This window comes from Salinibaculum salinum, from assembly GCF_037645885.1.
GTDB classification, from domain to species: Archaea; Halobacteriota; Halobacteria; order Halobacteriales; family Haloarculaceae; genus Salinibaculum; species Salinibaculum salinum.
This window is the reverse complement of the sequence record NZ_JBBENW010000007.1, coordinates 123,279-135,354: the sequence shown is the minus strand read 5'-3', so window position 1 is coordinate 135,354 and position 12,076 is coordinate 123,279. Positions and strand designations below refer to the sequence as shown.

The 12,076-nt window shown below is 61.5% G+C and carries 11 protein-coding genes; 4 read left to right on the top strand and 7 right to left on the bottom strand.

Annotated features, from left to right (window positions below):
* Nucleotide 1: 1 nt before the first annotated feature.
* Together WDJ60_RS09125 and WDJ60_RS09120 are read right to left on the bottom strand one after the other, a co-directional pair.
* On the bottom strand, nt 2-1,231 hold the full coding sequence (locus WDJ60_RS09125) for an ABC transporter substrate-binding protein (RefSeq protein ID WP_417750449.1): 1,230 nt from the start codon (nt 1,229-1,231) through the stop codon (nt 2-4).
* Between the two features lie 141 nt (nt 1,232-1,372).
* On the bottom strand, nt 1,373-2,734 hold the full coding sequence (locus WDJ60_RS09120) for an NAD-dependent succinate-semialdehyde dehydrogenase (protein ID WP_340100069.1): 1,362 nt from the start codon (nt 2,732-2,734) through the stop codon (nt 1,373-1,375).
* A gap of 120 nt (nt 2,735-2,854) precedes the next feature.
* On the opposite strand from WDJ60_RS09120, the gene WDJ60_RS09115 reads away from it, so the two are divergent.
* The 4 genes from WDJ60_RS09115 to WDJ60_RS09100 all read left to right on the top strand — a co-directional run bounded on the left by WDJ60_RS09115 (nt 2,855) and on the right by WDJ60_RS09100 (nt 4,735).
* Entirely contained in the window at nt 2,855-3,571 is a 717-nt protein-coding gene (locus WDJ60_RS09115; RefSeq protein ID WP_340100068.1) for an EthD domain-containing protein, read from the top strand.
* Nucleotides 3,572-3,574: 3 nt separating this feature from the next.
* Nucleotides 3,575-4,165, top strand: coding sequence for an HD domain-containing protein (locus tag WDJ60_RS09110; protein ID WP_340100067.1), 591 nt, complete (start codon nt 3,575-3,577; stop codon nt 4,163-4,165).
* A 77-nt stretch (nt 4,166-4,242) separates the two neighbouring features.
* Nucleotides 4,243-4,446, top strand: coding sequence for a DUF8027 family protein (locus WDJ60_RS09105; RefSeq protein ID WP_340100066.1), 204 nt, complete (start codon nt 4,243-4,245; stop codon nt 4,444-4,446).
* Between the two features lie 109 nt (nt 4,447-4,555).
* A complete protein-coding gene (locus WDJ60_RS09100; RefSeq protein WP_340100065.1) occupies nt 4,556-4,735 on the top strand; it encodes a DUF8027 family protein in 180 nt (59 codons plus the stop codon).
* Between the two features lie 27 nt (nt 4,736-4,762).
* On the opposite strand, the gene WDJ60_RS09095 is transcribed toward WDJ60_RS09100, so the two are convergent.
* The 5 genes from WDJ60_RS09095 to WDJ60_RS09075 form a co-directional block, all read right to left on the bottom strand.
* Nucleotides 4,763-7,561 carry a penicillin acylase family protein gene (locus WDJ60_RS09095; protein ID WP_340100064.1) on the bottom strand — a complete coding sequence of 933 codons (2,799 nt, stop codon included), beginning with the start codon at nt 7,559-7,561 and terminating at the stop codon, nt 4,763-4,765.
* A gap of 118 nt (nt 7,562-7,679) precedes the next feature.
* Nucleotides 7,680-8,987 (bottom strand): methyl-accepting chemotaxis protein, encoded by a 1,308-nt coding sequence (locus WDJ60_RS09090; protein ID WP_340100063.1) that lies wholly within the window; start codon nt 8,985-8,987, stop codon nt 7,680-7,682.
* 115 nt (nt 8,988-9,102) lie between these two features.
* A complete protein-coding gene (locus WDJ60_RS09085) occupies nt 9,103-9,486 on the bottom strand; it encodes a PaaI family thioesterase (protein WP_340100062.1) in 384 nt (127 codons plus the stop codon).
* A 69-nt stretch (nt 9,487-9,555) separates the two neighbouring features.
* Nucleotides 9,556-10,842 (bottom strand): phenylacetate--CoA ligase PaaK, encoded by a 1,287-nt coding sequence (gene paaK / locus WDJ60_RS09080; RefSeq protein ID WP_340100061.1) that lies wholly within the window; start codon nt 10,840-10,842, stop codon nt 9,556-9,558.
* 49 nt (nt 10,843-10,891) lie between these two features.
* Entirely contained in the window at nt 10,892-11,896 is a 1,005-nt protein-coding gene (locus tag WDJ60_RS09075) for an LLM class flavin-dependent oxidoreductase (RefSeq protein ID WP_340100060.1), read from the bottom strand.
* Nucleotides 11,897-12,076 lie beyond the last annotated feature (180 nt).

Genomic DNA, 12,076 nt, shown 5'->3' with positions numbered 1-12,076 from the left:
ATTAGCTCATGTTGCAGCCGAGCTCGCTGGCCGGCGGCAGTGTGTCCTCTCCCTCGACTTTGCTGAGGAGTTCGACATCGGGCATATCGCCATCTCCTTCGACCAGTTCACCCATCCACGTCGGGTTGGTCGCCTGGTGGTCCCCTTCACGTAGTGTGATGTCTCCGAGCGCAGTCGTGAACGTCCCGCCTTTGAGCGCGTCGCGGACGTCTTCAGGGTCGGTACTCCCGGCTTCGTCCATGCCTTTGGCCATGAGCCGTATCGAGTCGTAGCCGACGCGTGCGAAGCTGTCTGGGACTGCGTCTTCGGAATCCTCGTAGGCGTCGACGAACTGCTGGTTGTCACCCAGGTCCAGCGACGGGACGTATCTGACGCCGCCGAAGGTCCCGACAGAGTTCTGTCCGGTCCCGGCACGGATACTCTGGAAGGTCATCGTCGGGCCGACGACAGCAACGTCGTCGGTAAGACCCTGGTTTGCGGCCTGGTTCGTGAAGTTGACGAGGTCTCCGCCAGTCATCCCCAGAATGACCGCGTCCGCATCGGAGTTACTAATCTGGCTGATGTAAGAGCCGAAATTCGAGGAGCCGAGTTCAGATGTCGACGTTCCAGCCTCGGTGAAGTTGTCGTTTGCAGCCTCCATCCGCTCTTTGACGCGATCGTACACCGATTCACCGTAGGCGTAGTCTGCGGAGTGGAACCAGACGTTCGAGCCGAGTTCGTTGACAGTGTACGCAGAGATTGCCTCGGCAATCTGTGCGGTGTTTGTCTCACACCGGAACACCCACTGGTTGCACGAATTGCCAGTGATTGGGACAGCCGCGCCGCCCGGGAAGTAGACGAACTCAGCCGAGTTTGCGAAGTCGTTGAGACCCAGCGCGACTGAACTGGAGATTGCGCCGAAAACGAACTCCGCACCCTCTTGTTGGACGACACGCTGTGCCTCGTCACTTGCGGTCCCTGCCTCAGTCTCGGTGTCACCGAGAACCAGGTCAATCTCGAAGTCGTAGTCGTCGTTGTCATTAATCTGTTCGACAGCGAGCTCTGCGCCCGAACGCTGGCTCGGCCCGAGCGAACTGTAGGCCCCACTGATCGGGTTCAGACTCGCAACCGTAACTGTGTCCGTCCCACCTGTCGACCCGCCACCACAGCCTGCGAGGCCGAGTGCGCCGACTGCACCGGTCGTTGCCAAAAATTTTCGGCGCGATGTCCCAGTCTGCACGGTTCCGTCCATAGTATCACCTGTGTCGTTCATCGTCACACGATTGATTCCCACCTAATTCCTATTAAAACCTTCTGTGTGATTGACTGCCAGTAGCTGCCACGATACGCCGAATTTGGGTTCGTTCGCCGGATTCCCGGCACCGGACGGCGATTACTCGACCCAGACCGTTTTGCGGTTAACGAACTCTTTGATGCCTGCCTCGGACAGTTCACGGCCGTAGCCGGCGTCTTTGATACCGCCGAAGGGCACGCGCGGGTCGGATTTCGTCATCTCGTTGATGTAGACACAGCCCGCTTCGACCGCACGCGCCAGGCGCTGTGCCCGCTCGCGGTCCTCGCTCCAGATGCTCGCACCCAGCCCGAATCGCGTGTCGTTTGCGACCGCGAGCGCTTCGTCTTCGTCGGCAACCTCGTAGACGGTCGCCACCGGGCCAAACGTCTCTTCGGTGTCTGCGGGACAGCCCGAGGGAACGTCCGTCAGTACCGTCGGCGGGTAGAACGCACCCTCGCGGTCGAGCGGCTCGCCGCCGGTCAGAACTGTCGCTCCTGCGTCGATACTCTGCTGGACCTGGTCGTGGAGTTCCTCCATGAGGTCAGGGTCGGCCTGTGGACCGACATCAGTCTCTTGGTCGGTCGGGTCCCCGACAGTGAGGTTCTCGAATGCGTCGACGAGTCGGTCGACGTACTCGTCGTAGACAGCTTCGTGAACGATGAATCGCTTGGCGGCGATACACGACTGCCCGCCGTTCAGGGTTCGCGCCTGTACGCCGGTCTCGACGGCCGCCTCCAGGTCCGCATCGTCGAGGACAATGAACGGATCCGAGCCGCCCAGTTCCAGCACGGTCTTTTTGAGGTTCTTCCCCGCTGTCTCGGCGACGGCACGGCCAGCGGGGCCACTCCCCGTCAGCGTCGCCGCGCGCACGCGGTCGTCTGCGAGAATCCCGTCGACCTTGCTGGAGCCGATCAGGAGCGTCTGGAAGACGCCCTCGGGATAGCCGGCTTCCTCGAACACTTCTTCGAGCGCGAGCGCACAGCCGGGCACGTTCGAGGCGTGTTTGAGCAGGCCGACGTTACCCGCAGTGACGTATGGCACAGCGAAGCGGATGACCTGCCAGAACGGGTAGTTCCAGGGCATAACCGCCAGCACAGGTCCGAGCGGGTCGTGGACAGTCTTGACCTCCGTCCCCGGCGGACTCGGGTGATGTTCCTCGGAGAGGTAGGTGTGTGCGTACTCCGCGTAGTGGTCACACGCCCACGCGCACTTCTCGACTTCCGCAATCGCCTGTGAGATGGGTTTGCCCATCTCCTCGGTCATCAACTCCGCGTACTTCTGTTTGTTCTCGCGCAGGACCTCGCCAGCGTTTACGAGTAGTTGCTCGCGCTCGCGAAGTGGGACCTCCTGCCACTCCTCGAAGGTCTCTTCTGCCTGTTCAAGCGTCGCCTCCACGTCGCTCTCGTCCAGTTCGGTGTAGGAATCTATCTGTTCCCCTGTGGCGGGGTTGATAACGTCCATAACAATCTACGTTCCCTCGCACAGGCTCTTAGTGATTTTGTTGGTTCTCCCTGCAGCACTGGAACGGGGAACCCGACCAGACCTTGGGATTTATTTTCGGGCGTGTGGAACACCCACTCGATGTACAAGCACGTGGCCCTGTTAGTCAGACAGGACGGTATGTCTCACGAGGAGTTCGTCGACTACTGGCAGAACAATCACACACCGATCGCGAAGGACATCGAAGGCGTCGTCCGCTACCAGCAGGTGCTCCCGACCGAACCCGAGCACGCCGAGTTCGACGGGCTAGCAGAGCTGTACTTCGAGTCTCTCGACGACCTGCACGAGGCACTGGGCAGTCCGGGCTCCCGGGACTACGACCCCACCAAAGAGATTGCCGCGAAAGCACGCGAGGACGTGAACAACTTCCTCGCCGTCGAGGAGCGCCCGCGCATCATCGGCGAGGAAATCGTCCAGAAAGACGAGGTCGACGGCGATACCGACGGTCTCTACAAACACTCGGCGTTTCTCGTCCGCCAGGACGACATGACTCACGAGGAGTTCATCGACTACTGGCAGAACAACCACACCCCAATCGCACGGGAAATCGAGGGCGTCGTCAAGTACAACACCGTCATCCCGACCGACCCCGAGCACGCCGAGTTCGACGGCGTCGCCGAACTCTACTTCGACGACCTCGAGAAGCTCTACGACGCACTCGGCAGCGAAGGGTCCCGGGACTACGCGCCGGACAAAGGCAAAGCAAAGGAAGCACGCGAGGACGTCGACAACTTCCTGGCTATCGACGAGCGGCCGCGGTTTATCGGACAGGAACAGCTCGTCAAAGACCAGACCTGACACATGCCAGAGTACGACACCCAGGTTCGGGAGGCGTTCCCGGAACTCGACTACATCTCCGACGACAGCCTCCGTGAGAAGGTTGTCGAGGCGTGGACGCTGGGGCTCGACCGCGGTGGCTGGCGCGACATCGAGGACATTCCCTACGCCTGGAACATCCACGAGGTCACCAACGTCGAGCACGTCCGCGGCGTCACCCGAATCGCCCGAGAGACAGCTCACGAGCAGCGAGAGTTCCACGGTGCCGACCCCGACATCGACGTCATCGTGGCCGCCTGCCTGTTGCACGACGTGGGGAAGTGCTACGAGTACGTCGACTTCGTCGACGAGGAGAAGCTTCTCGATCCGGATCCGGAGTACGCGACCGAGGAAGTGCCACACTCGCTGTCGGGGTACGCGCTCGCTCACGAAGTCGGCTGTCCGCTGGCCGTCCAGCGCGCGATTCCGCACTTCATCGGCGAGATACCGACGCGGACGCTCGAAGCCGAACTCGTCAAGAGCGCAAACTCCGCATCCTCGAACGCGATTACCCAGTCCGCGATGGGTATCACGCTTCAGGAGTGGGTGGACGAGTACTCTCAGACGCAGGACTGAGAGGGCGAATTCCCGCTTACAACCGCACACCTCGAACACACCCCAGAGTTAAGCCAAAGGAGACGTTGTATTGTCATATGGTAAGTGGCGGATACGATCCCAGCGACCTCGACACGGCGCTCGAAGCACTGCTCAGTGAGGACGAGATTCCCGAGTACTTGACCGACGAAGAGTGGGACTCCTACCAGCGCGGCGACGAGAGTCTCATCGACCTGCTCGATGGCCCCGAAATAAGCCGAATCCTCCAAAAGAAAGCGTCGGAAATCGAGAATACGGAGTGAGTGGGTCTGGCGAGACAACCCACGACGTCGTCGACCAATCGCCGTCGAGTCCCCCGGCCTGTGCGAACGCGCCCCAAAGTATATGTCCCACAGGTTAGTTCATCAACATATGCCAGTACCAGGCTACGACCCCGACGACGTCGACGACATGCTCGAGACGAGACTCCAAGAGGAAGACGTTCAGTCACACCTCTCGGACGACGAGTGGCAGTCCTACCGGAACGACGACGCCTCGCTCGTCGACCTGCTCGACGACGAGCAAATCGAACAGTTACTCGAAGAAAAGTAGACCGGAGACGGCGTGGTCGCCGTTTTTTCAGTCGTCGTTTCGCTTGCGCAGCCAGACGAGCGCCGAGCCGATAACGGCGGCAGCGCCGGTCAGTGCGGTAAAGCCAGGACCACTCTCACCAGTGGTGGTCGTCTCGCTGGGCGTCGGTGTCGAGTCTGGCGTGGGTTCGGCAGTCGGGGTCGGGTCTGGCGTGGTCCCGTCGTTTGGGTCATCGGAGCCGTCGCCCATCGTCAGTTCCGTCGTCGATTCGGTTGCCGCCTCGACGTCGTCGTCGCTGAACAGCAACTGCTTGTACTCGAAGTTCTCGAACAGTTCCAGTTGGTCGTTGTAGTGGTCGCCCGTCGAGCCGTCGGGTGCGACGTAGCCGTCGTTGCCCGGCGGGAGGATGTTCTCGGCTCTCGGGTCGTCGCTGAGCCGCACGATGTGGTTCTCCGTCCCGCGGTTCATCAGCGCCGTGTTACCCGCCGAGGTGACGCCGATGGGCATGCCGAAGAGCGCGAGGTTGTTGAACTCGTGGAGAGCCGCCTCGCTCTGCCAGCTCGAGGGGTCACCGTCGTACTGTTCAGCGAGGTCACCGACTGCCGACTTGAACGCGCTGACGAGTGCCTCCTCCGGGGTGCCGCCGGCGTAGTCAGCCTGGAGCTCCAGAGCAGTCTCCTCGGGATTGAGAACTCGCATCAACGTCCCGCGGCCATAGTCGTAATTGAGGAAGTACGACGCCGGCCCGTAGGCATCACCGAACGTGCCCGCAAACACTTCCTGTAGAATGGTCGGGAACGTGGCGTTCCAGATGGTGTAGCCGGCGGGATACTCTCCCTCGTTGTCCTCGCCATCGGCCTGCGCGAAGTGACCCCACGAGTCGAGTTCGGCACGCGCCTGCTGTTCTGTCTCGGTGAGGTCTGCCCCGTCGAGTGCGTCGAGCAGGTGGTTCTTGTACCGAATCGAGCGGAGGTCAGTGAAGGACACGTCGTAGATGATATCTTTCATGTCCTCGAAGTTGACGGCCCCGTTCTCGTCGAGTCGGTGTTCGACGAGGTTGATGATGCGCTGGACCCGGTGGTCAGTCGACCACGAGTAGCTGAGGTCGCCGTTGTTCCACCCCGGCGCTGGCTTGTTGTTCCACTGTGCCGAGTAGCCCGGGTCGGGGTTGATGGCCGAGGGGACCTCGCCGTCTGACGCGCTGAGATAATCGTCGTCGGTGAGTTCGTACTGCGTGCCGTCGGCGGGCAATCGGGTGTCCCACTCGACTGTCTCGGCGTCGGGATACCGGCCGAGATGGACGTAGGCGATGTCGCCGCTCTTGTCGGCCCACAGGAAGTTCAGCGCGTAGTCACACTGCTGTGCAGCGTCGCGGAACTCCTCGGCGTCCTCGGCGAACTGGGCCTCGTAGTACGCCCGCCAGCAGTTCATGTGTCGACCAGCGTACGATTTTGTCTGGGCAAGCGCCTGCCCGTTCTCGGGATCCCACTGCGTGACGACGCCGTGGCGCGTGAACCGCTCGGTGTAGGTAACGTCCTCGCCATCGGCGACTGTAATCGTCTTCTCTGTTGTCTCGATTTCGTGCTCTTCACCCTGGAACGTGTACGTGTCGGGACCGTCCTCGTTGACCGTAATCGACTCGGTGAACATCTGCAGACAGTTGTCGATGCCGGCTGTGGATGTCAGCGCACCGTTACGGTTGTGCCCGAACATGATGAACGGGTAGCCCGCGACGGTGCTGCCGGCCACGTCGAAATCCGGCCCGTGGAGTCCCGCTTCGTACATAATCGAGGGTGTGTTGAACCCCATCTGTGGGCCGCCAAACAGCAGAGCGTCGCCGGACTCGGTGATGTCGCCCTGAACAGCGAGAGCGTTGCTCCCGTATTTTATCGGCAAGCCGAGCGCATCCAGTCCCGACGCGAGTGTCCGCATCCGGTCCATCTCCCTCTCATGGACTGCCGCAGCGTCGGACGGAATGGCGTAGTCGCCACCAGTAATGCGGTTGGTCGGCTGGGAAGCCGCTGCACTCCCGCCGCCAGTCGCGGTCCCACTCGCCTCCGGACTGGTCGTTTCTCCGGTCTGGACGTCGGTGTACGGCGGAGTGTACCCGTCGTCGGATTGGACTGTCGAAGTCGGTGCACCGGGGTCGTCCCCCCAGTTCAGGTCCGCGAACAGTTCCATCGCCCGTTCTTCGCTGCCGGTCTGTGCAGTCAGTGCACCGACCACGGACGCGCCGAGGGTCTCCAACTGAAACCCGCTGAAGTAGGCCATACTACCGACGAACATCCCGGCCGCGTCCTCGGTCGTGAAGTCGTCGGGTTCGAAGCCGTGGTCCGCAAAGCCCTTGTGGAACTCCATCTCGTCGCTGTCCCGGACTTCCTGGATATACCGGTTGATACCGTCGGTGAAGGCCTGCAAGACCTCGCGCTGGTCGCCGGTCAGTTGTTCCTCGGCCTGTTCGTCGAGAGAGGGCTCACCAGCCGTGTTTCGCCGAGCGGCCTGGTCGAACTGAATCCAATTATTCTCATCGCCTTCACCGAGCACCTCGGCGACTGTCCCATGGTAGTACCGTCGGTACAGCTCTAGCTGATAGAGTCGGTCTTTAGCCGTTGCATATCCGTAGCCGTAGAACACCGGCGCACGACTGTCACCATCCCGTGCGTAGATGTGGGGAACGCCGTACTCGTCGCGGCGTATCGTGACTGTGACCGACTCACCGTTGTCCTGAGCGTACGTAAGCTCCGTCTGAAGGGCTCCGATACCGGCCATGCCGGCAGCCGCTGTTCCTGCCTTCAGGACATCTCGACGCGATGCGCGCTGCCATCCGTGATGGGGACTATCTGGCATACACCCTGAAGGCGAGTGGGTATTTATTAAGTGTTTGGGCGAAATTCACAAGTAGCTCGAACGGCAGAGCCAGGCAGGCTGTGGGACAGAAGGTGCCAAAACCGACGATTCAGCCCATCTACTGGACTTCGATATCGGATTCGAGCCGTTCGATCAGGTCGAATATTTCGCGGGTGAGCTGGGCCTGCTGCTCGCTGTGCTCCGAAACCTCGTCCATCTCTTCGCTAATTCGCCCCATCCGTTCGACGGCCTCGTCGATGAGCGCGCTAATCTCCTCGGCCGTGGTGGCCTGGTCCTCTGTCGCTTCGGTCGTTTCGTCCATCGAGTCTGCCACCTCGCGGACGGTATCGGCGATCTCGTTTTGATTCTCGATGAGATGGTCGACGGCGTCCATCGCGTCCTCGACTTCGCTGTTGGTTCGTTCCACACTCTGAAGGGTTTCGCCGATGTTGTCGCGAATACCCGCAGCAATTGATTCGATTTCTGCAACTTCCTCCTGGGACTCCTCGGCGAGGCTTTTGACTTCCTCGGCGACGACGGCAAAGCCCTCGCCTTTCTCGCCTGCGCGGGCAGCCTCGATGTTGGCGTTCAGCGCCAGCATATTCGTCTGTTCGGCAATATCCTGGACGACCTGGACGATCTGGTCGAGTTCCTCGGTTCGCTCCTGGAGTTCGTGGCCGTTCTCCGCGACGAGGTCACCGGCACCGGAAACGTTCCGCATGGCCGCTTCCGCCGTCTCGGCAGCTTCCCGGGACTCCTCCGCCAGGGTCGCAGCGGTCTCGACCTGCCTGTTAACCTCGTCGGCGCTCGATGCGATTTCTTCGACCGTCGCCGCGAACGTGTTGACCTCGTCGCGCAACGATTCGAGCTGTGCAACTTGTTCGTCGGACAACGCAGTAGCGTCTTTGACCGTCCCCTCGGTCTGTTCGGAGAGCGTCCGAAGATCCGAAACCCGCGTCTCGACGTTCTCCGAGACCTCCTCCTGAATCGTCTCCATCTGCCGCTGCGTCTCGATGAGCCCAGTCACCAGAGAGATTACCTCGAAGACCGCGATAGTGTCCCCGCTGTCGTCACGCAGCGGGACCGCCAGCGCACGCGAGTGGAACTCGTTGCCGTCAGCGTCAGTTGCGGTCCGGATGTCCGTCTCGCGAATCGCGTTTCCCTCTCGCAGCACCGTCTCGGCAAGCGTTTCGCTTTCGCCTTCGGTCCCGAAGACGTCGTAGGCGTTGCGACCGATGACGTCAGACTCGGTAAACCCCATCAGTTCGACCATCTGGTCGTTCCAGCCGGTAATTTTCCCATCGTCGTTGATGACGAACACCGGTTCAGGGAACCCCTCGACGAGGTCCTGGAACGCCTGCTGCCAGAAGTCGGCTCGTTCAGTTACGTCGCCACTCGAAGTCTCTGGTTCGATTGAGGCTGTCATGTGGAGTTCACCAGGTCGATTCGTAACCAAACAGCCGCCTGTCACCCACTTAATTGTGACGACGAACTCACTACCGGTGCCGATGTCGGTGGGTTGGGGGCCTGCATGGGGACCGCTACCCGGTCTTGTAGACGCCGCGTGCGTCCGCGACCCGCGTCCCGTCTTCGGCGTACACTTCCACGTCGACGACGCCGACATCGCCGCCCTCCCGGGTCACGTCGGCCTCCGCGCGCAGGTCACCGGTCCCGGCTTCGAGGTAATCGATGCGCATGTCGATTGTCGGGACGGGCTGGTCGACCATCGAGACGAGCGCGGCACCGCCGACGGTGTCCGCGAGCGTGAAGGTGACGCCACCGTGAGCCATCACCCGGTCGCTGTTCCAGGAGAGGTCCTCGTGCATCTCGATGTGTCCCTCGGCGTGTCCGTCCTCGGCGGTGGTCACTTCGATGCCGAGCAAGTCGGCAAACGGCATGTTCTCGAAGAATTCTTTGACGTCCATACTCGTCTCTCCCGTTTTGCAGCCGGAGGAATAAACGTTGATGTTCCGACCGTTGCCGGGCCGCTCCCGTCACCCGCGGTGGTCGTAGACGCGCTGGACTTTGCCGACTTCCGTCCGTTCGATACCGCCAGGCTGGACCAGCTCTAGCTCGTTGGGGGTGAACGAGAGCACGTTCTGCAAGCGCGTCAGAATCTCGTCTTGCAGCTCACTCTCGCCGCGTTCGATGCCTTCGTCGCGTTCGATAGTCAGTTCCATGACGTCGAGGTTGCCCTCCTTGTAGAGGTCGATGCGGTAGTGTGGTGCAACGCCGTCGATATCGAGGACGACGTGTTCGATCTCACTGGGATAGAGGTTGACACCCCGAACGACCAGCAGGTCGTCGGAACGGCCGGTGACGTTGTCCATGCGGACCATCGTCCGGCCACACTCGCATTTGTCGTAGTTGAGCGTAGTCAGGTCGCCGGTGCGGTAGCGCAGGACAGGCAGTGCCTCCTTGGTGAGGCTGGTGAGGACGAGTTCACCCTCTTCACCTTCCTCGACTGGTTCGCCGGTACGCGGGTCGATTACCTCCGGGTAGAAGTTGTCCTCCCAGATGTGCAGGCCGTCCTGTGCTTCGTGACACTCGGCAGCGACGCCGGGGCCGATGACCTCCGAGAGACCGTAGTTGTTGATGCCGGTCGCATCGAGCGTCTCTTCGATTTCCTCCCGCATGGGTTCGGTGCACGTCTCGGCGCCGTAGGCGATAACCGAGATAGGTAGTTCACGCGGGTCGTACCCCATCTCTTCGGCCGTCTCGGCGAAGTACAGCGCGTAGGACGGTGTACAGGCCAGCACGTCGCTGCCGAGGTCGTTGGCGAGTTCGACCTGTCGCTGTGTGTTGCCGCTGCTGGTCGGGATAACGGTCGTACCCAGTTCCTCCGCACCCTGGTGGAAGCCGAGGCCACCGGTAAAGAGCCCGTAGCCGTAGGCGTTCTGGACGGTATCACTCGGTTCGACGCCGGCGGCATCCAGCGACCGCGCCATCGATTTCCCCCACATGTCGAGGTCGTTCTGCGTGTAAGCGACGATTTTGGGTTTGCCGGTGGTGCCGGAGGAGGCGTGGAGTCGGGCGATTTCCTCGTTATCGACGGCAAACAGGCCGTCGGGATACTCGTCGCGGAAGTCCTCCTTTGTCGTCATCGGCAACTTCCCGATGTCGTCGATACTCTCGATGTCTTCGGGGGATGTCCCCAACTCGTCGAGTTTGTCGCGGTAAAACGGGACGTTCTCGTAGACGTGTTCGACCGTCTCACGGAGTCGTTCACCCTGGAGGTCGCGCAGTTCCGAGCGGTCGAGAGACTCGTTGCTGTGTCGCATATCTTCTGTGAGGTGCTTCGACGTGGTCTGCAAAAAAGATTCGTGGTCGTTACACCAGTTGTGGTCGCACCTCGTCGCCGAGTCGACGGATACACTCGGCCATCCGCTCAGTGCCGATGCCGGGATGGTAGGTGCGGAAGATGAAGTGGATATCGTCGCCCAGCGCCTCGCGGTACTCTTCCAATTCTTCGACGACCTGTTCGGGCGTCCCGAAGATAGCCTGGTTTTTCAGTTCCTGCTTGCGCTCCTCGGCGAGTTCCTCGACAGGTTCGCCGGAGAAGATTTCCTGGTAGCGGCGCTGGATGAAGAAGTACCCGTCGCGCATCTGCTCCCAGGCGTCTTCCCGGGAGTCCCCGACGAAGCCGTGCTGGAGGACGTACACCTGAAAGTCGCCGTCGATGTCTTCGTCCTCGCGGACGTTCCTGATGTCCTCGACGCGCTTGCGAACGCCCCCAACGGAGAGCGACGAGGGCGCACACCACGCGTCACCGGTGCGGGCGGCGCGGCGGACGGCGGGCCGCGCGGCCCCGCCGAGCATGAGTGGCACGTCGTGGGCCGGTTTCGGTGTCACGTTGACATCCGGCCCGACATCGTGAAAGTCCGGGTCGTACTCCAGCGGTCCCTCGGACCACGCCCCCCGTAGCACGTCGACAGTGTCGACCAGGCGCTCGACCCGTTCGTCCTCCGGGATTCCGAAGGCGTCGAACTCGGCGACGTTCGAGCCGATTGCCAGCCCGAGCGTCGTGCGGCCGCCGGAGATTTGGTCGACAGTGGCGATATCTTCAGCGAGGCGGACCGAGTCGTAGAGTGGGGCCAGCGCGATACAGGGACCGAGTTCGATATCGTCGGTGACAGCCGCCAGTGCGCCGAGTGCGGGCGTGACGCCCGAGAGGTAGTCGTCCTCGAGGAAGTGGTGTTCGGAGACCCAGGCGCTATCGAGGCCCGCGTCGTCGATGACGTCGCCGAGTTCCAGCATCTCGTCGTAGATCTCGCTGGTCGACCGGTCGTCGTCCGGGCGCTGCTGACAGGTGAAAAGCCCTGTTCCGAGTTGCATACAACGGGTTTGCGGAGCGACCGACTTAACGATAGTGACACACCCCCATGACGACCGCGATAGTATACTGTTGGACGTAACTTCGTAAAGATATTCGCCACCCCGAGGTGGCGAAATTCTTGAAAGGCTTACGTCCGACAGTATAACAACTGAAACGGTTTACACACCGACCCACCGCAA

Coding starts and splice junctions, on each gene's coding strand:
- WDJ60_RS09125 (WP_417750449.1), bottom strand. CDS start 1,231: ATGGACGGAACCGTGCAGACTGGGACATCGCGCCGAAAATTTTTGGCA.
- WDJ60_RS09120 (WP_340100069.1), bottom strand. CDS start 2,734: ATGGACGTTATCAACCCCGCCACAGGGGAACAGATAGATTCCTACACC.
- WDJ60_RS09115 (WP_340100068.1), top strand. CDS start 2,855: ATGTACAAGCACGTGGCCCTGTTAGTCAGACAGGACGGTATGTCTCAC.
- WDJ60_RS09110 (WP_340100067.1), top strand. CDS start 3,575: ATGCCAGAGTACGACACCCAGGTTCGGGAGGCGTTCCCGGAACTCGAC.
- WDJ60_RS09105 (WP_340100066.1), top strand. CDS start 4,243: ATGGTAAGTGGCGGATACGATCCCAGCGACCTCGACACGGCGCTCGAA.
- WDJ60_RS09100 (WP_340100065.1), top strand. CDS start 4,556: ATGCCAGTACCAGGCTACGACCCCGACGACGTCGACGACATGCTCGAG.
- WDJ60_RS09095 (WP_340100064.1), bottom strand. CDS start 7,561: ATGCCAGATAGTCCCCATCACGGATGGCAGCGCGCATCGCGTCGAGAT.
- WDJ60_RS09090 (WP_340100063.1), bottom strand. CDS start 8,987: ATGACAGCCTCAATCGAACCAGAGACTTCGAGTGGCGACGTAACTGAA.
- WDJ60_RS09085 (WP_340100062.1), bottom strand. CDS start 9,486: ATGGACGTCAAAGAATTCTTCGAGAACATGCCGTTTGCCGACTTGCTC.
- paaK (WP_340100061.1), bottom strand. CDS start 10,842: ATGCGACACAGCAACGAGTCTCTCGACCGCTCGGAACTGCGCGACCTC.
- WDJ60_RS09075 (WP_340100060.1), bottom strand. CDS start 11,896: ATGCAACTCGGAACAGGGCTTTTCACCTGTCAGCAGCGCCCGGACGAC.